Annotated in this window: 20 protein-coding genes; 12 read left to right on the top strand and 8 right to left on the bottom strand. The window is 68.8% G+C overall.

The features are described 5' to 3' along the window. The first annotated feature begins 151 nt into the window (after positions 1-151). The 5 genes from ACULPM_RS02275 (at position 152) to ACULPM_RS02255 (ending at position 8,491) form a co-directional block, all read left to right on the top strand. On the top strand, positions 152-1,996 hold the full coding sequence (locus tag ACULPM_RS02275) for an ABC transporter ATP-binding protein (protein ID WP_445331239.1): 1,845 nt from the start codon (positions 152-154) through the stop codon (positions 1,994-1,996). Then, the gene (locus tag ACULPM_RS02270) at positions 1,986-4,010 is read left to right on the top strand and encodes an ABC transporter ATP-binding protein (protein ID WP_445332308.1); all 2,025 of its coding nucleotides are present in this window, start codon (positions 1,986-1,988) and stop codon (positions 4,008-4,010) included. Before ACULPM_RS02275 ends, ACULPM_RS02270 begins: the two co-directional genes overlap by 11 nt. A 248-nt stretch (positions 4,011-4,258) precedes the next feature. Continuing rightward, positions 4,259-4,723: a MarR family winged helix-turn-helix transcriptional regulator gene (locus ACULPM_RS02265; protein ID WP_445331241.1), complete on the top strand. Its 465-nt coding sequence runs from the start codon at positions 4,259-4,261 to the stop codon at positions 4,721-4,723. Positions 4,724-4,746: 23 nt separating this feature from the next. Next, complete coding sequence (locus tag ACULPM_RS02260) at positions 4,747-6,570, top strand: ABC transporter ATP-binding protein (protein WP_445331320.1); 1,824 nt, start codon at positions 4,747-4,749, stop codon at positions 6,568-6,570. Next, complete coding sequence (locus ACULPM_RS02255) at positions 6,563-8,491, top strand: ABC transporter ATP-binding protein (protein WP_445331242.1); 1,929 nt, start codon at positions 6,563-6,565, stop codon at positions 8,489-8,491. Before ACULPM_RS02260 ends, ACULPM_RS02255 begins: the two co-directional genes overlap by 8 nt. A 149-nt stretch (positions 8,492-8,640) precedes the next feature. On the opposite strand, the gene ACULPM_RS02250 is transcribed toward ACULPM_RS02255, so the two are convergent. Then, entirely contained in the window at positions 8,641-9,150 is a 510-nt protein-coding gene (locus ACULPM_RS02250; protein ID WP_445331243.1) for an NUDIX hydrolase, read from the bottom strand. A gap of 7 nt (positions 9,151-9,157) precedes the next feature. After that, a complete protein-coding gene (locus tag ACULPM_RS02245) occupies positions 9,158-9,364 on the bottom strand; it encodes a hypothetical protein (RefSeq protein WP_167929546.1) in 207 nt (68 codons plus the stop codon). A gap of 127 nt (positions 9,365-9,491) precedes the next feature. Here ACULPM_RS02245 and ACULPM_RS02240 point away from each other — a divergent pair, with 127 nt between their 5' ends. After that, positions 9,492-9,884: a MerR family transcriptional regulator gene (locus ACULPM_RS02240; protein WP_167929545.1), complete on the top strand. Its 393-nt coding sequence runs from the start codon at positions 9,492-9,494 to the stop codon at positions 9,882-9,884. A 28-nt stretch (positions 9,885-9,912) separates the two neighbouring features. On the opposite strand, the gene ACULPM_RS02235 is transcribed toward ACULPM_RS02240, so the two are convergent. Then, the gene (locus ACULPM_RS02235; protein ID WP_445331244.1) at positions 9,913-10,749 is read right to left on the bottom strand and encodes an MBL fold metallo-hydrolase; all 837 of its coding nucleotides are present in this window, start codon (positions 10,747-10,749) and stop codon (positions 9,913-9,915) included. Between the two features lie 139 nt (positions 10,750-10,888). Here ACULPM_RS02235 and ACULPM_RS02230 point away from each other — a divergent pair, with 139 nt between their 5' ends. Next, positions 10,889-11,365: a universal stress protein gene (locus ACULPM_RS02230; RefSeq protein ID WP_445331245.1), complete on the top strand. Its 477-nt coding sequence runs from the start codon at positions 10,889-10,891 to the stop codon at positions 11,363-11,365. 127 nt (positions 11,366-11,492) lie between these two features. Here the strand turns inward: ACULPM_RS02230 and ACULPM_RS02225 are convergent, their stop codons facing one another. Further along, a complete protein-coding gene (locus tag ACULPM_RS02225) occupies positions 11,493-12,170 on the bottom strand; it encodes a Crp/Fnr family transcriptional regulator (protein ID WP_445331246.1) in 678 nt (225 codons plus the stop codon). 112 nt (positions 12,171-12,282) lie between these two features. On the opposite strand from ACULPM_RS02225, the gene hcp reads away from it, so the two are divergent. Continuing rightward, positions 12,283-13,848 (top strand): hydroxylamine reductase, encoded by a 1,566-nt coding sequence (gene hcp, locus ACULPM_RS02220; protein WP_445331247.1) that lies wholly within the window; start codon positions 12,283-12,285, stop codon positions 13,846-13,848. A 73-nt stretch (positions 13,849-13,921) separates the two neighbouring features. Further along, positions 13,922-14,290: a DUF488 domain-containing protein gene (locus ACULPM_RS02215; RefSeq protein ID WP_445331248.1), complete on the top strand. Its 369-nt coding sequence runs from the start codon at positions 13,922-13,924 to the stop codon at positions 14,288-14,290. 169 nt (positions 14,291-14,459) lie between these two features. Here the strand turns inward: ACULPM_RS02215 and ACULPM_RS02210 are convergent, their stop codons facing one another. Beyond that, a complete protein-coding gene (locus ACULPM_RS02210) occupies positions 14,460-15,059 on the bottom strand; it encodes a TetR/AcrR family transcriptional regulator (protein ID WP_445331249.1) in 600 nt (199 codons plus the stop codon). A 151-nt stretch (positions 15,060-15,210) separates the two neighbouring features. Here ACULPM_RS02210 and ACULPM_RS02205 point away from each other — a divergent pair, with 151 nt between their 5' ends. After that, positions 15,211-16,653, top strand: a complete 1,443-nt coding sequence (locus tag ACULPM_RS02205; RefSeq protein WP_445331250.1) for a radical SAM protein — start codon at positions 15,211-15,213, stop codon at positions 16,651-16,653. 63 nt (positions 16,654-16,716) lie between these two features. On the opposite strand, the gene ACULPM_RS02200 is transcribed toward ACULPM_RS02205, so the two are convergent. The 3 genes from ACULPM_RS02200 to ACULPM_RS02190 form a co-directional block, all read right to left on the bottom strand. Then, positions 16,717-17,256, bottom strand: coding sequence for a redoxin domain-containing protein (locus ACULPM_RS02200; RefSeq protein WP_445331251.1), 540 nt, complete (start codon positions 17,254-17,256; stop codon positions 16,717-16,719). Between the two features lie 211 nt (positions 17,257-17,467). Next, on the bottom strand, positions 17,468-18,373 hold the full coding sequence (locus ACULPM_RS02195; protein WP_445331252.1) for a DMT family transporter: 906 nt from the start codon (positions 18,371-18,373) through the stop codon (positions 17,468-17,470). Between the two features lie 2 nt (positions 18,374-18,375). After that, positions 18,376-19,206 carry an alpha/beta hydrolase gene (locus ACULPM_RS02190; RefSeq protein WP_445331253.1) on the bottom strand — a complete coding sequence of 277 codons (831 nt, stop codon included), beginning with the start codon at positions 19,204-19,206 and terminating at the stop codon, positions 18,376-18,378. A 172-nt stretch (positions 19,207-19,378) separates the two neighbouring features. Between ACULPM_RS02190 and ACULPM_RS02185 the strand changes: the two genes are divergently transcribed. Beyond that, the gene (locus tag ACULPM_RS02185; protein WP_445331254.1) at positions 19,379-20,536 is read left to right on the top strand and encodes an ABC transporter substrate-binding protein; all 1,158 of its coding nucleotides are present in this window, start codon (positions 19,379-19,381) and stop codon (positions 20,534-20,536) included. A gap of 34 nt (positions 20,537-20,570) precedes the next feature. Further along, positions 20,571-22,838: an iron chelate uptake ABC transporter family permease subunit gene (locus ACULPM_RS02180; protein WP_445331255.1), complete on the top strand. Its 2,268-nt coding sequence runs from the start codon at positions 20,571-20,573 to the stop codon at positions 22,836-22,838. Positions 22,839-22,861 lie beyond the last annotated feature (23 nt).

Below are 22,861 nucleotides of genomic sequence, written 5' to 3'. Positions count from 1 at the left end.
CCGTACAAAAGTTCCTCCCCCCTTCGAACGTGCCGTAAAAAGGGAACAGCCACTTTTGCACGGTTTGAAGGTACCGTGCGAATATTCTCACGGTACCTTGAAATGTTCTGTGGCGCGTCGCACAATTGCTCTCTGTGTCGAAAGGAGTCATATGAAGAAAAAGAAGGAAGGACAGGGGCTGACCGGCCGCAAGGTCATAGGCACCCTCAAGGGGAGCATCCGCGAGTTCAAGGGGGCATCGATCGCCACGCCGATCATCGTCTCCGGCGAGGTCGTGATGGAGGTCGCCATCCCCTTCGTGACCGCCCAGCTCATCAACTCGATCCAGGCGGGGGCCACCCTGGGCGAGATGCTCCCCTACGCGGGCATCCTCGTGGCGATGGCCCTGGCGTCGCTCGCCTTCGGCATCGGCGCGGGCATCACCTGCAGCCAGGCGAGCTGCGGCCTGGCCATGAACCTGCGCCACGACGTCTTTGCCGCGGTGCAGCGCTTCAGCTTCGCCAACATCGACCAGTTCTCGTCGAGCTCGCTCGTGACGCGCCTCACCACGGACATCACCAACGTGCAGCTCGCCTACATGATGGTCATCCGCACCGCCATCCGCTGCCCGTTCCTGCTTCTGGCGGGCATCGTCATGGCGTTCATCATGGCGGGGCCCCTGGCGCTCGTCTTCGTGATCATCGTGCCGATCCTGGGCTTTGGCCTCTACAAGGTCGTGCGCACCGTGCACCCGATCTTCCGCTCGGTCTTCCACAAGTACGACGCGCTCAACGAGTCCATCGAGGAGAACGTCACCGGCATGCGCGACGTCAAGAGCTACGTGCGTCAGGACTACGAGAAGGAGAAGTTCGGCCGCGCCGCCCAGGACGTCTGCGCCGACTTCACCCGCGCCGAGAAGATCCTCGCGCTCAACACGCCGATGATGAACTTCGCCGTGTACACCGTCTTCGCCGTGACGCTGCAGTTCGGCAGCTACCTCATCATCTCGAGCCAGGGCAGCCTGCTGAACGTCGGCCAGCTCTCGGCGCTCACCACCTACGGCTTCATGATCCTCATGGCCCTCATGATGGTCTCGATGGTCTTCGCCATGATCACGATGGCCCAGGAGAGCGCCGAGCGCATCTGCGAGGTGCTGCGCACCGAGCCCACGATCAAGAACCCCGCCCACCCCGAGACCGAGATGCGCGACGGCTCGATCGACTTCGACAACGTGACCTTCAAGTACTCCGAGAAGGCCGAGCACCGCGCCCTCGCGGAGATCGACCTGCACATCAAGAGCGGCGAGACCATCGGCGTCATGGGCGGCACGGGCTCCGCAAAGACGTCGCTCGTGAACCTCATCAGCCGCCTCTACGACGTCACCGAGGGGTCCGTCAAGGTGGGCGGCGTGGACGTGCGCGACTACGACCTCGAGTTCCTGCGCAACAACGTGGCCGTGGTCCTGCAGAAGAACGTGCTCTTCTCGGGCACCATCAAGGAGAACCTGCGCTGGGGCAACCCGGACGCCACCTACGACGAGCTCGTCGAGGTCTGCAAGCTCGCCCAGGCAGACGAGTTCATCCAGCAGCTGCCCAAGAAGTACGACTACTACATCGAGCAGGGCGGCACCAACGTCTCCGGCGGCCAGAAGCAGCGCCTGTGCATCGCGCGAGCCCTGCTGAAGCACCCCAAGGTGCTGATCCTGGACGACTCCACCTCCGCCGTGGACACCAAGACCGACGCCCTCATCCGCGAGGGCCTCAAGTCCTACCTGCCCGAGGCCACCAAGATCATCATCGCCCAGCGCGTGAGCTCGGTGCAGGACGCCGACCGCATCCTCGTGCTCGACAACGGCCACGTGGCCGGCCTCGGCACGCACGAGGAGCTGCTCGAGAGCTGCCCGTTCTACCGCGACACCTACCTCGCGCAGAACCGCACGAGCCAGGAGGCCGAGAAGGACGACGATGCCGCCGCGGACGTCGCGCCCGCGAAGGGAGGTGAGACGGATGGCCGCTAACAACAACTCCGCCGAAAACATCCTCAAGAACGTGACCGGCTCCAACCAGCCCACCGAGCCCGAGCGCGAGCCGGAGCGCCAGAACGTCGCCGGCCGCCAGGTCGCCCGCCCGCGGAAGCGCGGGGGCCGCGGCAAGACGCTCGGCCGCCTCATCAAGATGCTCTTCTCGTTCTATCCCAGGATGCTCCCGCTCGTGATCCTGTGCATCGTGGTCTCGGCCGTGCTCTCGGCCCTGCCCGCCACGTTCATGCAGCGCACGCTCGAGATCGTGACCGCCCACTGGGAGAGCGGCGACTGGGAGGCCGTCGCCGGCCAGATCGGCTCGCTCGTGCTCACGCTCGTGGGAATCTACGTGGTGTCACTCGTGCTCAACTTCACCTGGACCCGTGCGATGGCCATCATCACGCAGGGCTCGCTCGAGAAGTTCCGCGAGCGCCTCTTCGGCCACATGCAGGACCTGCCGATCAGCTACTTCGACCAGCACCAGCGCGGCGACATCATGAGCCACTACACCAACGACATCGACGCCCTGCGCCAGATGATCGGCCAGTCGCTGCCCAACATCACGCTCACCTTCGTCACCCTCATCTCGGTCTTCTCGGTGATGATCTACTACAGCGTGTGGATGGCCGCAGTCATCGTGGCGGGCGTCCTGTTCATGTCGTACATGACCAAGGTGCTGGGCTCTCGCTCCGCGCGCAACTTCGTGGCGCAGCAGAAGGAGATCGGCGTCGTGGAGGGCCACGTCGAGGAGGTCATGAACGGCCAGCGCGTGGTCAAGGTCTTCTGCCACGAGGACGCCGCACAGGACGACTTCGACGTGCTCAACCGCAGGCTCTTCGAGGCGAGCCGCGCCGCCAACATGTACACCAACACGCTCGGCCCCATCCTCATGAACCTCGGCAACCTGATCTACGTCATCGTGGCGCTCGTGGGCGGCGTGTTCATCGAGACCGGGGTGCCCAACCTCTCCATCTCGGGCCTGCCCTTCTCGATTGCCGTCACGGTGCCGTTCCTCAACATGACCAAGCAGTTCGCCGGCCAGATCGGCCAGATCTCCCAGCAGATCAACTCCGTGGTCATGGGCCTCGCGGGCGCCGAGCGCATCTTCGAGCTCATGGACGAGCCCGTGGAGCAGGACGAGGGCTACGTGGAGCTCGTGGCCTGCACCATCGACCGCGAGGGCAACGTCACCGAGTGCGACCGCCGCTCCGAGAACTGGGCCGGCCAGTGGGCGTGGCGCCACCCGCACGGCGACGGGTCGCTCACCTACACCCCGCTCGCGGGCGACGTGCGCCTCTTCGACGTCGACTTCGCCTACCGCAAGGGCCACACCGTCCTGCACGACGTGAGCGTGTGGGCGAAGCCCGGCCAGAAGGTCGCCTTCGTCGGCGCCACCGGAGCGGGCAAGACCACGATCACGAACCTCATCAACCGCTTCTACGACATCGAGGACGGCAAGATCCGCTACGACGGGATCAACATCAACAAGATCAAGAAGAGCGACCTGCGCCGTTCCCTGGGCGTGGTGCTCCAGGACGTGAACCTCTTCACGGGCACCGTCATGGACAACATCCGCTTCGGACGGCTCGACGCCACCGACGAGGAGTGCATGGCCGCGGCGCGCCTCGTGGGCGCCGACGGCTTCATCAAGCGCCTTCCGGACGGCTACAACACGATGCTCACGGACAACGGCTCCAACCTGTCCCAGGGCCAGCGGCAGCTCCTCTCCATCGCCCGCTGCGCCGTGGCGGACCCGCCCGTCATGATCCTCGACGAGGCCACGTCCTCCATCGACACGCACACCGAGGCCATCGTCCAGCGCGGCATGGACGCGCTCATGACCGGGCGCACGACGTTCGTCATCGCGCACCGCCTCTCGACGGTGCAGAACTCCGACGCGATCATCGTCCTGGACCACGGCCGCATCATCGAGCGCGGCAGCCACGACGAGCTCATCGCCAAGAGGGGCACGTACTACCAGCTCTACACCGGAGCCTTCGAGCTCGAGTAGCGAGAAGGACCTCGCACGGGTCGGCCGGCCCCGGCATCCCTCGAGAAGCGCGCTGCGCGGAGCTTCTCCTCGGGATGCCGGGGCCGGCCGTCTTCGGTTCTCGCTGCGACCGTCCTGATATCTGATGCGACGTTGGGTCGCATCGCTCGGTACCGTGAGGTTTTTCGCATGGTACCTTGACTTCCCCGCGCGAGGGTCTCAGAGTGTGGTCTGGAACGTTTTCAGATTCGGGAAGGAAGGAGGCTGCCGTGTGTGAGAAGGGGGACGACGAGCGGCCGGAGAGCGAGGCACTGCGCATCATGCGCAACCTCGGGTACTTTGGCTACTACCTCCACGTGCACTGGGGCGGCAGGAACGGGAAGCAGCACATCCTCGTGCAGCTTCTCGCCCACGAGGGAAGGATGACGCAGCGCGACCTCCAAGAGGCGTCGTGCATCACGTCCGCCTCGCTCTCCGAGGTCATCGCCAAGCTCGAGGCGGAGGGCCTCGTCGAGCGAGAGCGCTCGGAGACCGACCGCCGCCAGCTCACGGTGACGCTCACCGGGCCGGGGACGGAGCGGGCGCGCGAGGTGCTGCGCACGCGCGAGGAGTTCGAGAGGCTCGCCTTCGACTGCCTCTCCCCCGAGGAGACCGCGCAGCTCGCCAGTACGCTCGACCGCGTGGCCGCCCGCTGGATGCAGATCGAGGCCGAGAAGAGGGGTGACGACCGATGAGCCTGCTGCCGAAGAAGCCCGTCATGGACCAGGAGTTCGTCAAGACCGCCGCGCACGTGAACTACGCGACGGTGGGCCGCAAGCTCACCGAGAGCGTGCGCGAGTACAAGACCGCGGCCGTCGTCACGCCGCTGCTCGTCCTCGGGGAGGTCGTCTTCGAGGTCATGATCCCGCTCTACACGGCCGACCTCATCGACGCCATCAAGTCCGGCGCCGACCTGAGCCAGATCCTCTCCACGGGAGGCGTGCTCGCGCTCATGGCGCTCGTCTCGCTCGCCTTCGGCGCCGCGGCCGGCCTCACGTGCGCGAAGGCCTCGACCGGCTTTGCGAAGAACCTCCGCAAGGACATGTTCTACAACATCCAGACCTTCTCGTTTGCCGTGATCGACCGCTTCTCGAGCTCGTCGCTCGTGACGCGCATCACCACCGACGTCATGAACGTCCAGATGGCCTACATGATGCTCATCCGCACCGCCATCCGCTCGCCGTTCATGCTCGTGCTCGCGTTCATCGCGGCCTACAGCATGGCCGGGTGGCTCGCCCTCGTCTTCGTGGTCATCATCCCGGTGCTGGCGGTCGCCCTGCTCACCGTGATCCGCAAGGTCGTGCCCGTGTTCCGGCGCATCTTCCGCAAGTACGACGCCCTGAACGAGCGCGCCGAGGAGAACCTCGCCGGCATCCGCGTGGTCAAGTCCTACGTCCGCGAGGACTACGAGAAGGAGAAGTACGACCGCGCCGCGACCGAGGTCCAGAACGACTTCACCTACGCGGAGCGCATCCTCGCCCTCAACGCGCCGATCATGAACTTCTGCATCTACACGGTCATGGTCTTCGTGATCTACGCCGGCTCCTTCGCCATCGTCTCCACGCGCGGCGAGCTGCTCGACGTTGGGCAGTTCTCGTCGCTCATCACCTACGGCTTCATGATGCTCATGCAGCTCATGATGCTGTCGATGATCTTCGCCCAGGTCGTCATGAGCGAGGAGAACGCGCGACGCATCTACGAGGTCCTCGACGCCAAGACCACCATCGACCAGCCCGCCGACCCCGTGACCGAGGTCGCCGACGGATCGATCGACTTCGACAGCGTCGGGTTCTCCTATCGCGGCGACAAGGACCACGAGGCCCTTCGCAACATCGACCTCCACATCAGGAGCGGCGAGGTCGTCGGCGTCATCGGGTCGACGGGCTCCGCCAAGTCGACCCTCGTCCAGCTCATCCCGCGCCTCTATGACGTCACGGAGGGGTCCGTCCGCGTGGGCGGGCGCGACGTGCGCGACTACGACCTCGAAACGCTGCGCGACGCCGTCGCCATGGTGCTCCAGAAGAACGTGCTCTTCTCGGGCACCATCGCCGAGAACCTGCGCTGGGGCAACGAGCACGCCACCGACGAGGAAGTCCTCGAGGCGGCGCGCCTCGCCCAGGCGGACGAGTTCGTCCAGACCTTCCCCAACAAGTACGACACCTACATCGAGCAGGGCGGCACCAACGTCTCGGGCGGCCAGAAGCAGCGCCTGTGCATCGCGCGCGCACTCCTCAAGCGCCCCAAGATCCTCATCCTCGACGACTCCACCTCGGCCGTCGACACCAAGACCGACCGGCTCATCCGCGAGGGGTTCCGCAACTACCTGCCCGAGACCACCAAGATCATCATCGCCCAGCGCACCTCGAGCGTCGAGGACGCCGACCGCATCGTGGTCATGGACTCCGGCACCATCGACGACATCGGCACCCACGAGGAGCTCCTGCGCCGGAACGCTATCTACCGGGAGGTCTACCTCTCCCAGAACAAGCAGAGCCACGACGAGCGCGAGCTCGGCGAGCTGGAGGTGAGCGCCGATGAGTAGGAACATGCACCGCGGGCGGGCCCCCAAGTCCATGGGCAGGACCGCCCTCAGGGTCCTCAGGATGCTGCGCGGCTTCTACCCGGTCATGCTGCCGGCCGTCGCGTGCTGCATCCTCGTCCAGTGCGTCGTCCAGGCGATGCCGAACGTCTTCATGGAGCGGGCGCTCACCGTCGTGGGGCAGACCTGGGAGTCCGGCGACTGGGCCACGGCGCAGCCGCAGATCTTCACCAACGCCGCCATCCTCGCCGCGCTCTACTTTGCGAGCCTCATCTGCAACGCCGTGTGGCAGCAGTGCATGGCCATCATCACCCAGGGCTCGCTCAAGAAGTTCCGCTGCCTCATGTTCGACCACATGCAGGACCTGCCGATCAGGTACTTCGACACGCACCAGCACGGCGACGTCATGAGCTACTACACCAACGACATCGACGCCATGCGCCAGATGATCGCCCAGTCGCTTCCCCAGCTCTTCCTCACGATGCTCATGCTCTGCTCCGTCGGCTGCATCATGCTCTGGTACAGCCTGCCGCTCACGCTCGTCGTGGTGGGCGGCGCGGTCATCATGGCGCTTCTCGGCAAGACGCTCGCGAGCCGCTCGGCGAGGAACTTCCTGCGCACGCAGCGTGCCGTGGCGGCCGTGGAGGGCCTCGTCGAGGAGGTCATGAACGGCGAGAAGGTCGTCAAGGTGTTCTCCCACGAGCGCCAGATCGAGCGCGCGTTCGACGAGCTCAACGACGAGTACCAGGACGCCGCCTGCACGGCCAACTCCTACGCCAACACGCTCATGCCCATCCTCATGAACGCCGGCAACCTGCTCTACGTGATCGTCGCCGTGGCCATCGGCGTCTTCCTGGTGCTCGGCATCCCCAACCCCGCCATCTCGGGGCTGCCGCTCACCATCGCCGTGGGCGTGCCCTTCCTCAACATGACCAAGCAGTTCGCCAACCAGATCGGCCAGATATCCAACCAGGTGAACTCCGTGGTCATGGGCCTCGCGGGCGCCGAGCGCATCTTCGAGCTCATCGACGAGGAGCCCGAGCAGGACGAGGGCTACGTCGAGCTCATGGCCTGCACGATCGACCAGGACGGCACCGTGCGCGAGTGCCAGCGCCGCGACGGGCACTGGGCCGGCCAGTGGGCGTGGAAGCACCCGCACCAGGCCGACGGCACCGTCACCTACACCCCGCTCGCGGGCGACGTGCGCCTCTTCGGCGTCGACTTTGCCTACGAGCCGGGCCACACGGTCCTGCATGACGTCTCGCTCTACGCCAAGCCCGGCCAGAAGGTCGCCTTCGTCGGCGCCACGGGCGCGGGAAAGACCACGATCACCAACCTCCTCAACCGCTTCTACGACATCGAGGACGGCAAGATCCGCTACGACGGGATCAACATCAACAAGATCAAGAAGCCGGACCTCAGGCGCTCGCTCGGCGTGGTGCTCCAGGACGTGAACCTCTTCACGGGCACCGTCATGGACAACATCCGCTACGGCCGGCTCGACGCCACCGACGAGGAGTGCATCGCCGCCGCGCGCCTGGCCGGGGCCGACGACTTCGTAAGGCGCCTGCCGGACGGCTACGAGACCATGCTCACGGACAACGGCACCAACCTCTCGCAGGGCCAGCGGCAGCTCCTCTCCATCGCGCGCGCCGCGGTCGCGGACCCGCCGGTCATGGTGCTCGACGAGGCCACGAGCTCGATCGACACGCGCACCGAGGCCATCGTCCAGCGCGGCATGGACGCGCTCATGACCGGGCGCACCACGTTCGTCATCGCGCACCGGCTCTCCACCGTGCGCAACTCCGACGTCATCATCGTGCTCGACCACGGCCGCATCATCGAGCGCGGCACGCACGACGAGCTCATCGCCAAGAAGGGGACCTACTACCAGCTCTACACCGGGGCCTTCGAGCTCGAGTAGCGAGAAGGACCTCGCACGGGTCGGCCTGCCCCGGCATCCCTTCGAGAAGTGCGCTGCGCGGAACTTCTCTTCGGGATGCCGGGGCAGGCCGCTCTCGGTTCTCGCTACAACCCCCTGGGTTCCTGACAGAGGTGTCGGGGTCGTCTTCTTCAGGAGCGGAAGAAGAGGGCATGGGAGTCGCCGGCGGCGCGGCGCCGGCGGAACCCGGCGACGACGGCCATGCGCTCCGCCGTCGAGGCGGCGAGCGGCTCCGGAAGCGCGTCCGTGGCGAACCACCCCACCTCCAGGCTCTCGTCGTCGGCCACGCGCGGCTCGGAGCTGCCGCCCGGGGTGACGCGGCAGGTGAACGTGAGGTCCAGGTACTGCGTCCTGTCGCCGTTGGCGTAGGTGGTGACGTGGTCGGCCGCGCGCACGCTCACGAGCTCGAGCGGATCTGCGTCCACCCCGGTCTCCTCGGCGACCTCGCGCACGACGGTGTCCGCCGGCTCCTCGCCCGGCTCGTTGATGCCGTAGACGAGCGCCCACTCCCCCGTGTCGGCCCGGCGGCCCAGGAGGACGCGGCCGTCGGCATCCTCGACGTAGGCGGTCACGCCGACGAGCCACAGCAGGTCGTGGCCGATCTTCTCCCGCAGGCGCAGGATGAACTCGGGCGTCGCCATGGGACGCCTAGTCGCGCTTCCCGGGCAGGCGCCTGTCCGGGAACTCGATGCGGACCTTGCCGCCCTTCGCGAAGAACAGCACCGCGAGCCCCACGAGCACGATCGGCAGCAGGCTCAGGGCGCCGAGGACGACGTTCACCACGAAGGACACGATAAGCGATATGACCGCCGCCGCGAGCAGGATCGCGGCGATCCTGATGAGGGTCTGTGACATGGGGCCTCCCGTCCGGTTCACTGAGACGAGTATAGCGGCGCCGGCGACGCGAAACTCGCAGGTTCTTCTCGCTTGACGCCGACGTTGCGTCGCCGTCTACCCTGAGGTCACAGGAAAGGAGACCCTCATGAACGCACAAGGCTACACCGTCGGCGAGCTCGCGGACCTCGCCGGGGTCACGGTATTCACCCTGCGCCACTACGACCAGCTCGGCCTGCTCCACCCGTCGCGCGACGCGCACAGCAGGTACCGCCACTACGGGCCCAAGGACGTCGACCGCCTGCAGGAGATCCTGCTGTTCCGCCGCATGGGCGCGCCGCTCTCCGACATCGCCCCCCTGCTCAAGGGCAACCGCGAGGCGCGCCGCGCCGCGCTCGCCCAGCAGCTCGAGGCGCTTCGCGCCGAGCACGAGGAGACCGACCGCCTCATCGCCACGGTCGAGCGCTCGATCGAGGCCCTCGACGGCAAGGCGAAAATGACCGACGAGGAGAAGTTCGAGGGCCTGCGCCACACGGCGTAGCCCCTCCCGCCACGCGCGGCGCGGCGCCTCACAGCTCCGCCCGGCTCCCCACATGAAGGTAGCGCACCCGCCCGCCGAGCCCGTCTCGCAGGATGGCGAAGGCGTCGGTGCCGGTGCAGTGGAACGTGAGGTAGCTCGCCCCGCTCGCGGCGAGCTCCGCCGCGAGCGCGCGCGTGAGGGCCTCGTCCTCGACGGTGCCGCCGCTCGGGTCCATGAGGTGGAAGCCCGCGACGACCGCGTCGAGCGGCGCTCCGGCGATTGCCTCCGCCTCGTCCATGAGGTTCAGGATGCCCCCGTGCGAGCAGCCCGAGACCAGCGTGCGGCGCCCCTCCTCCTCGACCAGCAGGCTCTGCTCGTGCAGGAACCGGTCGGGCTCGAGCGCACCGGCGCGGCGCTCCATGAGGCGGGCGTTCGAGCGCGCGGCGGGGTGGGAGCGCAGCCGCGTGGTGAACAGCGTGAGGCCGCCGCCCAGGGCGTGGCGCTCCCCCACCGTGCGCACGCGCGGGTCCGCCGCAAGGGCGGGGTCGAGCCCGATGGCATGATGGCGCCCCGGCGTCCCCGACGCGTGCTCCTCGAAGGCGTGCTCGCGCACGAAGACCGGTACCTTACGCCCCGCCGCCGAGCATGCCCCGAGAAACGCCCCGAGCCCGCCGCCGTGGTCGTAGTGGCCATGGCTCACCACCGCGAGGTCGGCCCCGGTCACGTCCACGCCGAGCGCGCGGGCGTTGGCGAGAAACCCGTCGTCCGGCCCCATGTCAAAGAGCGCGCGCCGACCGTCCGCGAGCTCGAGCCAGAGCGAGAGGCCGTGGCGCGCCCGCAGGCGGCTTGAGGGCGTCGAGTTCTCCATCAGCACCGTCACGCGCATCGCATGCCTCCGACCTCCGCGGCCTCGCAGACCTCACGCCTGCGGGCTTCTCCCCCTCGCTCGCCGAGGCCTCGGCCGGCCGCGTACCGAGGGGGTATAACCACCTCAAGCGTAACGCTACGTCACGAGGGAGGTAACCATGTACTTCAGAAACATCCTGGTCCCCTATGACGAGTCCGAGCACGCCAAGAGCGCCCTGCACATCGCGCTCGGCCTGGCGGGGCCCTACCCGGAGGCGCGGGTGAGCGTGCTGACCGTCATCGCCTCGGCGGCCCTGCCCAATCCCACGCTGCTCGGGGACGGCGGGATCGGCACCCCCTACGCCATCGCGGACCCGGCGACCTACGAGCGGCTCATGGACTCCGTCGTCAAGAACGCCTGCGCGGACGCCCAGGAGATCATCGACCAGTCGCTCGACGGCGCCGAGTGCAAGGTCGTGGCGGACGTGGTCATCTCCAACTCCCCCGTCGAGGGCATCGCGGAGTACGTGAAGAGCCACGACATCGACCTCGTGGTCATGGGACGGCGCGGCCTCGGCGCCCTGCGCGGCATGATCGGCAGCGTGAGCTTTGGCGTCCTGCGCTCCGTCGACGTGCCGGTCCTCACCGTGAAGTAGCGTGACGGGGGCGGCACCGCCCCCGCGCCATCCCCGTCACGCTCGCCCAGACAGAGCCAGCAGACGTTCTTCTCCCCTCCCGGGGCATAAAGCGTCGGCTGGCTCTGTCTGGGCGAAACGGGGAGCATCAGCCCCGGCGCCCGTCCGGGCCCGCGAGAAGCTCGAAGTGGCTCCTGCGGGTCACGATGAGCCCGTCGCGCTGCATGCGCGAGAGCTCGGCGGAGAGGGCGCTTCGGTCCACCCCGAGGTAGTTCGCGAGCTCCTGGCGGGAGAACGGGATGACGAAGGAGCGCGACCCGCGCTCGACCGCCTGCTCGGAGAGATAGGAGAGGACGCGCTCCCTGATGGTGCGCGGGGCGATGTGCATCATGCGCCGCGAGAGCGCGACGTTCTTCTCGGCGGAGACGCGCAGGAGGTTGCCGATGACGCGGTGATGTCGGGGGCAGGCGCGCTCGCAGGTCGTGAGCAGGGACGAGGTCCGCAGCAACAGGACCGTCGCGTCCTCGGCGGCCACGATGTCAACCAGGGTCTCTCCGCCCGGGATCGCCGAGTACGCCTCGGCGAATATCTGCCCGGGGCCGAGGTGCGCGAAGATGGCCCGCTCGCCCCAGTAGTAGTTCGCCTCGACGTTCACGCTGCCCTCGAGCACGACCCCCAGGCGCGTGACCACGTCCCCCGCGCGATAGACGCGCTCCCCTCGCCCCAGCCTCAGCTCGCGCGCATCCAGGCAGGGGAGCATCCCCTCTATGTCCCCAGGGTCCACGCCCTCGAAGAGCGCGGAGTGTGAAAGCGCGGTGTAGTCCATGGGAGCCTCCCTCTATGTTGTAGAAACAACATACGCCTCCCCACGCGAGCGGTAAACCTTGTCAGGAAGAGGCCGTCCGCCGGACGGCCGTCCCGAGGGCAAGGAGGCCCAGATGGCTACGACAGGAAACGAGATGTTCTGCTTCCAGTGCGAGCAGACCGCGGGCTGCAGCGGGTGCACCGGGAGGGCAGGCGTGTGCGGCAAGCCCGCCGACGTCGCCCGCCTGCAGGACGAGCTCACGGGGGCGCTCGTGGGCCTCGCGCGCGTCGCGGGTGAGGGGGATGCCCCCGCCGGGGTCTCGAGGCTCGTCCTCGAGGGGCTCTTCACCACCGTCACCAACGTGAACTTCAACGCCCAGACGGTGCGCGAGCTCACGGCGCGGGTGCGCGGCGCGCGCGAGGCCCTCTCCGCCGCCTGCGACGCGGGTGAATACGACCTCGACCTCATCTGGAACGACCCCGACGAGGACGTGCGCTCGCTCAAGTCGCTCGTGCTCTTCGGCCTTCGCGGCATGGCCGCCTATGCCTACCACGCCATGGTGCTCGGATACACGAGCGACGAGCTCGACCGCTTCTTCCTCAGGGCGCTGCGCTCGCTCGGCGAGCAGATCGGCCAGGACGAACTGCTGCCCCTCGTGCTCGAGGTCGGCGAGAAGAACTACGCGTGCATGGAGCTCCTCGACCGCGCCAACACGCAGACGTATGGCGTCCCCGAGCCCACCGAGGTCTCGATGCGCATCGAGCGCGGCCCCTTCATCGTGGTCTCCGGACACGACCTCTTTGACCTGCACGCCCTCCTGGAGCAGACCGCGGGCACCGGCGTCTCCGTCTACACCCACGGCGAGATGCTGCCCGCCCACGGCTACCCCGAGCTCAGGAAGTACCCCCACCTCAAGGGCAACTTCGGAACCGCGTGGCAGAACCAGCAGCGGGAGTTCGACGGCATCCCGGGCGCCGTCCTCTTCACCACCAACTGCCTCATGCCGCCCCGCCCGAGCTACGCCGACCGCGTCTTCACCACCGAGGTGGTCTCCTACCCCGGGCTCGTGCACGTCGGCGAGGACAAGGACTTCTCGCCGGTCATCGAGCGGGCGCTCGAGCTCGGTGGGTACCCCGAGGACGTGCAGATGACCGGCATCAACGGCGGCACCACGCTCACCACGGGCTTCGGGCACGGCGCGGTGCTCTCCGTGGCGGACAAGGTGGTCGACGCGGTGAGGTCCGGCCAGATCAGCCGCTTCTACCTCGTGGGCGGATGCGACGGCGCCAAGCCGGGGCGCAACTACTACACCGAGCTCGTGGAGCGGACCCCCGCCGACAGCGTGGTGCTCACGCTCGCCTGCGGCAAGTACCGCTTCAACGACCTCGACCTCGGCACGGTCGCCGGGCTGCCGCGCCTCATGGACATGGGGCAGTGCAACGATGCCTTCAGCGCCGTGACCGTGGCCTTGGCGCTGGCCGACGCCTTCGGGTGCGACGTCAACGAGCTGCCGCTCACCATCATCCTCTCCTGGTACGAGCAGAAGGCCGTGTGCGTCCTTCTCACCCTGCTCTACCTGGGCATCAGAAACATCAAGCTCGGGCCCACGCTGCCCGCCTTCGTCTCGCCCAACGTGCTCGCCTACCTGGTCGAGCACTTCGGGATCTCCCCGATCTCCACGCCGGAGGAGGACCTCTAGCCCTGTGAGGGGGGGCGGGGCTCCCACCACTCCGCCCCCTTCATCAATCGACCGAGCAAGGGAGGGGCAGGACATGTTCGAGCTGAGGTGCAGGCGCGTCTACGGCGGCCCGGAGGCAGGCGACGGGGCGCGCGTGCTCGTTGACCGGCTCTGGCCGCGCGGGCTGCGCCGCGAGGCGGCGGCGCTCGACGCGTGGGAGAGGGGCGTCGCCCCCTCGACGGGGCTCCGCAGGTGGTTCGGGCACGACCCGAGCCGCTTCGAGGAGTTCTCCGCGCGCTACCGCGCCGAGCTCGACGCGAGCGAGGCCGCGTCCGACTTCTCCGAGAGATGCCGCGCCCTGCTCGCTCGCGGGCCGGTCACGCTGCTCTACGCGGCCCGCGACGAGCGCTGCAACCACGCCCTCGTGCTCGCCGGCTGGCTGCGCGAGCGACTCACGGCGTGACGGGGGCGCCGGCGCGGCGCCGCCCCCGCGCCATCCCCGCCACGTTCGCCCAGACAGAGCCAGCCGACGTTCTTCTCCCCTCCCGGGGCGTAATACGTCGGCTGGCTCTATCTGGGTGAGATGGGGGGCGTCAGCCCCGGCGCCCGTCAGAGCGGCTGGGCGGGGGCCGTCACACGCCGGCCTCGAGGAGGGCGCCGGCACGGCGCGTCACCTCTTCGAGCGGGACGCTGCGGTCCGACAGCAACCACCAGCGATACAGCGAGAGCAGACCTCCGACGCCGAACGCGAGCAGCATCTCCAGCTCCGTGTCCGAGAGCTCGTCGCGCACGAGGCCGCGCGCCGCGATCTGGCGGGCGAGCGGGCGCGCGAGGCGGTCGAAGAGCAGCTCGGTCGGCACGTGCTCGCAGTAGCGCTGCCGGAGCGCGGCGTTCTTGCCCAGGTGCACGGAGAGCGCGTCGAAGAAGGCGGACAGCGGGCGGACGTCCTCGCCCGCCCCCACGCGCCCGCGCATCGTCTCCTCCACCTCGTCGAGCAGCTCCGACACCGCCTCCTCGACGACGGCGTCGAGGATCCCGTCGACGCCGCCGAAGTGCTGGTAGACGGTCTTCCTGTCGACGTCCGCCTCGCGCGCCACGGCGCTCACGGAGATCTGCTCGAAGGGCGTCGTCATGATCAGCCGGTCGAAGGCGCCCATCATGGCTCGGCGGCTCCGGCGCACGCGCCGGTCCACGGCCCGACCGTTCTTCTCGTCCCGTGAGCAATCCCCCATTGTCCGCCCCTCTGTGGAATAGTGGCCAACTCGCTCCCCTTCATGGAAGAGACATACCTAGTATTCCACAGTTGTGGGTTTATTCCTAGATGGGTATAAACAGCACCGTTCGGTTCCAGAAACCGTAGGGATCGCGTCGGAAGGACCAAGGATGTCGCTTACCCAGACGGCGGAGCGCGCGGCGCTCTACAAGCTCATCGACTACGTGGACGAGGACCCGGAGGCCCGCATCCCCAAGATCATGGACACGATCGACCGCTACACGCCCAAGGACGTCTTCCCCACGCAGCGGGCGGCCTTCAGGAACGCCATCGACGGGCGCAGCAACTGGTACGAGCTCATCCTCAAGGCGTTCCGGCTCAACCCCGAGGTGCGGACGCGCCTGCTCAAGGCCCTCATCGTGGACGCCAACATCCTCGCCTGGCCCGTCCAGGAGAAGGCGCGCGAGAAGTACGAGTGCAACATCCCGTGGGCGATCCTCCTGGACCCCACGAGCGCCTGCAACCTGCGCTGCACCGGCTGCTGGGCGGCGGAGTACGGCCATGCGCTCAACCTCTCCTACGAGGACATCTGCTCGATCATCGACCAGGGCCGCAAGCTGGGCTGCCACATCTACATCTACACGGGCGGCGAGCCGCTCGTGCGCAAGGACGACCTCATCCGCATCTGCGAGAGGTACCCCGACTGCGCCTTCCTCTGCTTCACCAACGCCACCCTCATCGACGAGGCCTTCTGCCAGGACATGATCCGCGTTGCCAACTTCGTGCCCGCCATCTCCGCCGAGGGCAACGAGCACACCACCGACGCCCGGCGCGGCGACGGCACCTACGCCAAGATCGAGCGCGCGATGGACCTCCTGCGCGAGCACGGGCTGCCCTTCGGCATCTCGGCGTGCTGGACGCGCGCCAACGCCGACGCCATCGCCACCGAGGAGAACATGGACTGGATGATCGAGAAGGGCGCGCTCTTCTGCTGGTACTTCCACTTCATGCCCGTGGGTCGCGCCGCCTCCGCGGACCTCATGCCCACGCCCGAGCAGCGCGAGCGGATGTACCGCTTCGTGCGCAAGATGCGCGACAAGAAGCCGCTCTTCACGATGGACTTCCAGAACGACGGCGAGTTCGTGGGCGGCTGCATCGCCGGCGGGCGGCGCTACCTGCACATCAACGCCGCGGGCGACGTGGAGCCGTGCGTCTTCATCCACTACTCCAACGCCAACATCCACGACGTGAGCCTGCTCGACGCGCTGCGCTCCCCGCTCTTCATGAAGTACTACGAGGGCCAGCCGTTCAACACCAACCACCTTCGTCCCTGCCCCATGCTCGAGAACCCCGACGACCTGCCGCTCATGGTGGCGCAGACGGGCGCCCACTCGACGGACCTCGTGGAGCAGGAGACGCCCGAGCAGCTGCGCGAGAAGACCGAGGCGGCCGCGGCAGCCTGGGCGCCGGTTGCCGAGCGGCTCTGGGCCGACGAGGCCGACCCCATGCACGAGACGCGACAGCGGTGGAACGAGGGCCAGGCCACGACGGACGTCTCGCGACTCGGGCGCCTCGGCCGGGACCTCACCCGACAGCCGAAGCCCAGGCTGTAGCCTCCCGCGCCGGGCGCGAGACGGGGGTGGAGGGGCCGACGCCCGCTCCACCCCCGTCGCCCCCTATCGCCCGAGCGCCTTGGCGCCGGGACGCCAGCGGGCGGGGCAGACCTGGTCGCCGTGCTCCGCCACGAACTTGGCCGCCTGGAGGAGCCGCAGGAGCTCCTCCGCGTTGCGGCCGATGCCGCCTGCGGTGACCTCGTAGACCTGGATCCTGCCCTCGGGGTCCACGATGAAGGCGCCGCGGTCGGCGATGCCGGCCGGCTCGTTGAGGACCTCGAAGTCGCGCGCGAGCACGTGCGCCGGGTCGGCGAGCATGGGATAGGTCACCCTGCCCACGAGCTCTGACGCCTCGTGCCACGCCTTGTGGACGTAGTGGGTGTCGCAGCTGACGGAGTAGAGCTCGCAGCCCTCCGCCCTGAAGGCCTCGTAGCTCTCCTCGAGGTCCACGAGCTCGGTCGGGCACAGGAGCGAGAAGTCGGCCGGGTAGAAGAGGAAGAGGCTCCACCTCCCCAGCACGTCCGCCCTGGTCACGGTACGGAACTCGCCGTTCTGGTACGCCTTGACGCTGAAGTCGGAGATCTCCTTGCTGATGAGGGACATGGTCGGCTCCTTTGCCGGTAGTGGTTGGTCCCCCTCCGGGGGTTGGGGATTTGTTACCCAATCACTGGCATTTATAGTCGGAAAAGGGGACGGGTTATTTCTCTCAGGGATTTCGGGACAGGCCACGAAGTGTGCCGCGGCGCCCGTCCCAGAATCCCTGAGAGAAATAACCCGTCCCCTTTTGCGGATGCGCCCGGAGAGGCCGGGCCGCCTACGCCTCCCCCTCGCGCGGCGTCACGAGCCAGGCGCCGAGCGCCATGAGCGCAAGCGCGAGGAGAAACGCCGGCCCGGGCATGGTCTGGAACAGCGCGAGCGAGAGCGCCGCGCCGATGAACGGGTTCACCGCATAGTAGGCGCTCGTTCGGGCGGCGCCCAGGCCGCGCTGCGCGTACACGTAGAAGAAGATCGAGAGCCCGTAGGCCACGAAGCCCAGGAGCAGGGCGGCGGCCGCGTCGGGCGCCGAGGGCGGCGCGTCGCCGGCGAGAAGCGCCACGGCCAGCGCGCCCGCGCCCGACCCCAGCCCCTTCACAACGACCACCTGCGCCGGGTCCCTCTCGGAGAGCCGGCTCGTGCAGTTGTTCTCCACGCCCCAGCAAAGGCACGCGCCGAGCACCATCAGCGAGCCCGCGGAGAAGCTCAGCGCGCCCGCGCCCTCCAGGCTGAGAAGCGCGCACGACAGCGTGATGACCGCGATGCCCGCCCACGTGCGCGGCGCCACCCGCTCGCGGAAGGCGAGAAACGCGATCACCGCCGTCGCCACGATCTCGAAGTTGTTGAGGAGCGCCACGTTCTCCGGAGCGGCGTGCGCGAGGCCCGCCATGAGCAGGATCGGCGCCACCACGTCCAGCAGCACCATCGCCACGACGTAGGGGGCGTCAGCACACTCGAGGGGCCGCTCGTCCGACGGGCCGCGTCGCACGGCCGCCCGCACGGCCGCGAGCGCCGCCATGCCCACGCCCGCGCCAAGGTAGAGCAGCGCGGCCATCATGTTGGGCGCCACGTCGGCGAGAAGGACCTTGGAGCACGGCGTGAAGAGCGCGTAGAGGCAGGCCGCCAGGAGCGCGGCTGCGACGAAGCGCGCCGGACGGGCGGCCTCCGGGGCGCCCCTCTCCCCCACGGCTACCTCTCCCCCATGAGCTCGTCCAGCCACTCCAGGGCGAGGTCGAGCCAGCGGGCAAGGTGGGGCAGGGCGTCGCCGGCATAGTGCGAGGTCTGCTTCGTGGCGAGCGAGAGACCGTGGCGGCCCGCGTGGAAGACGTGGCACTCGTGGTCCACCCCGTGCGCGGCGAGGGCCTCCGCAAGGAGATAGGCGTTGCGCACCGGGACCGTCTCGTCCACCGACGTGTGCCAGAGGAAGGTGGGCGGCGTGGCGTCGCTCACCAGGCCCTGGGCGTGCCGCAGGGGCGAGCCCTTCTCGCAGATGCGCGCGGCGTAGGCGGGGTCCGGCGGCCAGCCGGCCTCGAGGTCGACGACCGGGTAGCAGAGCGCCTGCCAGGCGACGCGCGCCTCCGCGGCAGAGACCCCCGCGCGGGCGAGAAACGCGTCGTCTCGCGCGAGCGCCGTGTAGGTGGCGCAGAGGTGCGCGCCGGCGGAGCAGCCGACGAGCCCGATGCGCGCCTCGTCCACGTGCCAGCCGTCGGCACGAGAGCGCACGAGCGCCAGCGCGCGGGCGAGGTCCGTCTGCGGCGCGGGCAAAAGCGGCGCCGCCTCGGCGGCGTCGACCACCGTGTAGTCGAGGACGAAGGCCTGATAGCCGCGGGCAAGGAGCGCCAAGGCGATCGGCTCGCCCTCGCGGTCGGAGCAAAACGCGTAGCCGCCGCCCGGGCAGATCAGCGCGGCCGGTCTCCGGCGCGCGGCCTGGTCCTCTATGTTGTCCTGCACGTAGGCCGTGAGCGTGGCGGCCTTCGCCCCGTAGCCGGACCCGGGCAGCACGATCCTCTCGACACGCATGGCACCCTCCCGCCGTCAGCTTTCCAGACAAGTCTATAAAAAGGGGACGGGTTATTTCTCTCGGGGATTCCGGGACGGGCCCCGGGGCCTGTCCCGAAATCCCCGAGAGAAATAACCCGTCCCCTTTTTACGTATCATGGGTGAGTCGCCCTCACCGTGAACGGAGTCTCGTATGGCAGCCTGTTCCATCTCGCGCAGGGGCGCGGTTGGACTCGCGCTTCTCGCCACCGCCTCGCTCGCCCTCCCCGGATGCTCGCCGACGGGCGAGAGGGATGACGGCGAGCTCGGCCTCGCCGCGCTCGGCGAGCCGACGCCCGTGCCCCTCTCCCGTGCCACGCAGTTCTCGCTTGACGCCTACGAGGGCGGCTACCGGCTCGCGACCCTCGCCAGCGGCGATCGCCTCCTCATCGCGCCCGAGGGGGCCGAGGCGCCAGGCGGCCTCCCCGGGGACGTCGCCGTGGCCCAGCGGCCACTCGAGAACGTCTACCTTGCCTCCACCGGCATGATCTGCCTCGTTGACGCCATCGGCGCGCTCGATGCGATCGGCGTGTCGTCCGTGCGTCCCGAGGACTCCCCCACCCAGGCGTTCGCGGAGCGCCTGGAGAGCGGCGAGATCTCCTACGGCGGCATCTACCGCGCGCCGGACTACGAGCTCATCTCGGCCGCGGGCTGCCCGCTCGCCATCGAGAACACCAACATCGACCACGTGCCCGAGGTCCGCGCCAAGCTCGAGGAGCTGGGCGTGACCGTCCTCATGGAGCAGTCCAGCCGCGAGGGGGACATGCTCGGTCGCCTCGAGTGGGTCCGTCTCATGGGCGCCCTCTTTGGCCGCGAGGACGAGGCGGCCGAGGTCTTTGACGACGTGGCGGCGCGCGTGGAGGAGGCCTCCGCCGAGGGTCCGCTTGGAAGGACCGTGGCCTTCTTCTACCTGAACGAGGACGGCGCCGCCGTGACGCGCCGCGACGGCGACTACTTTGCCCAGATGATCGAGGCCGCGGGAGGAGAGTACGTGAGCTTCGCCGAGGAGGGCGCCGCCGACTCCTCCCCCACCACCGTCACCGTTGAGATGGAGCGCTTCTACGAGGGCGCGCGCGACGCCGACGTCATCATCTACAACGGCACCATTGACGACGGCGTGGACACCCTCGAGGCGCTTGTCGAGAAGAACGCGCTGCTCGCGGACTTTGCCGCCGTGCGCAACGGCGACGTCTGGACCTGCGACGCCAACCTCTACCAGCAGATCACCAGCATGGCGGACATCATCTCGGACCTGCGCGTCGCCCTCAGCGGCTCGGGCGAGCCCGCCGCCTTCTTCTGGAGGCTGGGCTAGCGTGGTGGGCGCGACGGGCGACAGGGGCGGGCGGATGCGACGGGCGATGACGTTCGACCTCGTCGTCCTTCTCGCCCTGTGCGCGCTCCTCGTAGCGAGCCTCTGCCTGGGGAGCGTGGAGACCTCGCCCGCGGAGGTGGCGCGCATCCTCGCCGCCGGACCCGGCGACCCCTCCACCGCGGCACAGGTCATCTGGCAGATCCGCCTGCCGCGCGTCGTCGAGGCGGCGCTTCTGGGCGGGGCGCTCTCGCTCTCGGGCTTCCTGCTGCAGACGTTCTTTGCCAACCCCATCGCCGACCCCTTCGTGCTGGGAGTATCGTCCGGCGCCAAGCTCGTGGTTGCCGTCGTGATGATCGTGGTGCTGGGCGCGGGCCAGGTCATGAGCCCAGCGGCGTCCGTGGGCGCGGCGTTTCTCGGCTCGCTCGCCACGATGGGCGCGGTCCTGCTCATCTCGCGGCGCGTGCGCTCGCAGAGCATGCTCATCGTGGCCGGCGTGATGGTGGGATACATCTGCTCCGCCGCCACCAACTTCCTCGTGGCCTTCGCGGACGACCAGGCCATCGTGAACCTGGACAACTGGTCGCGCGGGAGCTTCTCGGGCGCCACGTGGCCTGACATGGGCATCATCGCCGTCGCCGTGGTCGCCATGGGCGCCGCGGTCTTTGCGCTCTCCAAGCCGCTCGGAGCCTACCAGCTCGGCGAGCCCTACGCGCAGAGCGTGGGCGTCAACGTGGGCGGCCTGCGCATGCTCATCGTGCTCGTGTCCAGCCTGCTCTCGGCGTGCGTGGCGGCCTTCGCGGGACCGGTCTCCTTCGTGGGCATCGCCGCGCCGCACCTGGCCCGGCGCGGCGTGGGGTCGTCGCGGCCGCTCCTCGTGACGCCGGCGTGCTTCCTCACGGGGGCGGCCTTCTGCTGCGGGTGCGACCTCATCGCGCGCACGCTCTTCTCGCCGGTCGAGCTCTCCGTGAGCGCCGTCACCGCCGTCTTTGGCGCGCCCATCGTGATCGCCCTCATGCTCCGGACAAAAAGGGGACGGGTTTTTTCTCTCAGAGAAAAAAGGACAGGCTTGCCCGAGGACGCGACGCGGGAGAACGGCAGCCCCGCCGCCGAGAGGAGCGACCCTGCCCGGGAACCGTCTCAGGACCTGTCCGCAGTCGGGGCGCGGGCGAACGACAACCTGTCCCACTTTCTCAGGGAGAAAAAACCCGTCCCCTTTTCGCTGGAGCTGCGGGGGCTTGAGGTGGGGCACGGGAAGCGGGCGCTGGTGCGGGACGTCTGCCTTGCCGTGAGGCCCGGGCAGGTGGTGGCGCTGATCGGCCCCAACGGGTCGGGCAAGACCACGATCCTGCGCACCGTCGCGGGGCAGCTCCGCGCGCTCGGCGGCGTCGTGGAGCTCTTCGGGCGGGCGCTGGGCGACGTCCCCGCGGCAGAGCGCGCCCGAGCCATGTCCGTCATGCTCACGGGCCGCCCGCAGACGGAGCTTCTCACCTGCCGCGACGTGGTGGAGGCGGGCCGCTACCCGTTCACCGGCCGACTCGGGGTGCTCGGCGAGAAGGACCGCGGGGCCGTCACCGGCGCGATGTCCGCGACGGGCGTGCTCGACATCGCGGAGCGCGACTTCGCCCATGTGAGCGACGGCCAGCGGCAGCGCGTCCTTCTCGCCCGCGCGCTCTGCCAGGAGCCGCGCGTGCTGCTGCTCGACGAGCCAACGTCGTACCTCGACGTCCGCTCCCAGCTGGAGGTGCTGCAGCTCCTGCGCCGGGAGGCGCGCGAGCGCGGCATCGCCGTGGTGGCGTCGCTGCACGAGATCGACCTCGCCCAGAAGGCCGCCGACCACGTGATCTGCATCCGGGACGGGCGCGTCATGTGCCAGGGCGCGCCTGACGAGGTATTCACCGCCGAGCGCATCTCCGAGCTCTACGACCTCGCGCCGGGCGCCTACGACCCGGCGTTCGGCAGCGTCGAGCTCGTGCGGCCGGAGGGCGAGCCCGAGGTCTTCGTCATCGCCGGGGGCGGCACGGGGGCGGCGTGCTTCCGGCGGCTCGCGCGCGAGGGCACGCCGTTTGCCGCGGGCGTGCTGCACGAGCACGATGCCGACGGCCTGCTCGCCGCGCAGCTTGCGACGCGCGTCATCTACGAGCGCGACTTCGAGCCCGTGAGCGCGGAGGCGGTGGAGCGCGCCCGCGAGGTCCTTCTCGCCTGCCGCGAGGTCATCTGCTGCGTGGACGAGTTCGGCGCGATGAACGCCCGCAACGCCGAGCTCCTCGACGCCGCCCGCTCAGCCGGCCTCTGCAAGCGGTGAGACGGGGGCGGCGAGACAAGGGG

Source organism: Thermophilibacter sp. ZX-H3 (assembly GCF_052599055.1).
The sequence above is the reverse complement of the archived record's forward strand: the minus strand, read 5'-3'. Positions and strand labels throughout refer to the sequence as shown.

What these genes read in the sequence shown, in the direction of transcription:
- ACULPM_RS02275 (WP_445331239.1), top strand. Translation starts at nt 152, where the DNA reads ATGAAGAAAAAGAAGGAAGGACAGGGGCTGACCGGCCGCAAGGTCATA.
- ACULPM_RS02270 (WP_445332308.1), top strand. Translation starts at nt 1,986, where the DNA reads ATGGCCGCTAACAACAACTCCGCCGAAAACATCCTCAAGAACGTGACC.
- ACULPM_RS02260 (WP_445331320.1), top strand. Translation starts at nt 4,747, where the DNA reads ATGGACCAGGAGTTCGTCAAGACCGCCGCGCACGTGAACTACGCGACG.
- ACULPM_RS02255 (WP_445331242.1), top strand. Translation starts at nt 6,563, where the DNA reads ATGAGTAGGAACATGCACCGCGGGCGGGCCCCCAAGTCCATGGGCAGG.
- ACULPM_RS02250 (WP_445331243.1), bottom strand. Translation starts at nt 9,150, where the DNA reads ATGGCGACGCCCGAGTTCATCCTGCGCCTGCGGGAGAAGATCGGCCAC.
- ACULPM_RS02245 (WP_167929546.1), bottom strand. Translation starts at nt 9,364, where the DNA reads ATGTCACAGACCCTCATCAGGATCGCCGCGATCCTGCTCGCGGCGGCG.
- ACULPM_RS02240 (WP_167929545.1), top strand. Translation starts at nt 9,492, where the DNA reads ATGAACGCACAAGGCTACACCGTCGGCGAGCTCGCGGACCTCGCCGGG.
- ACULPM_RS02235 (WP_445331244.1), bottom strand. Translation starts at nt 10,749, where the DNA reads ATGCGCGTGACGGTGCTGATGGAGAACTCGACGCCCTCAAGCCGCCTG.
- ACULPM_RS02230 (WP_445331245.1), top strand. Translation starts at nt 10,889, where the DNA reads ATGTACTTCAGAAACATCCTGGTCCCCTATGACGAGTCCGAGCACGCC.
- ACULPM_RS02225 (WP_445331246.1), bottom strand. Translation starts at nt 12,170, where the DNA reads ATGGACTACACCGCGCTTTCACACTCCGCGCTCTTCGAGGGCGTGGAC.
- hcp (WP_445331247.1), top strand. Translation starts at nt 12,283, where the DNA reads ATGGCTACGACAGGAAACGAGATGTTCTGCTTCCAGTGCGAGCAGACC.
- ACULPM_RS02215 (WP_445331248.1), top strand. Translation starts at nt 13,922, where the DNA reads ATGTTCGAGCTGAGGTGCAGGCGCGTCTACGGCGGCCCGGAGGCAGGC.
- ACULPM_RS02210 (WP_445331249.1), bottom strand. Translation starts at nt 15,059, where the DNA reads ATGGGGGATTGCTCACGGGACGAGAAGAACGGTCGGGCCGTGGACCGG.
- ACULPM_RS02205 (WP_445331250.1), top strand. Translation starts at nt 15,211, where the DNA reads ATGTCGCTTACCCAGACGGCGGAGCGCGCGGCGCTCTACAAGCTCATC.
- ACULPM_RS02200 (WP_445331251.1), bottom strand. Translation starts at nt 17,256, where the DNA reads ATGTCCCTCATCAGCAAGGAGATCTCCGACTTCAGCGTCAAGGCGTAC.
- ACULPM_RS02190 (WP_445331253.1), bottom strand. Translation starts at nt 19,206, where the DNA reads ATGCGTGTCGAGAGGATCGTGCTGCCCGGGTCCGGCTACGGGGCGAAG.
- ACULPM_RS02185 (WP_445331254.1), top strand. Translation starts at nt 19,379, where the DNA reads ATGGCAGCCTGTTCCATCTCGCGCAGGGGCGCGGTTGGACTCGCGCTT.
- ACULPM_RS02180 (WP_445331255.1), top strand. Translation starts at nt 20,571, where the DNA reads ATGCGACGGGCGATGACGTTCGACCTCGTCGTCCTTCTCGCCCTGTGC.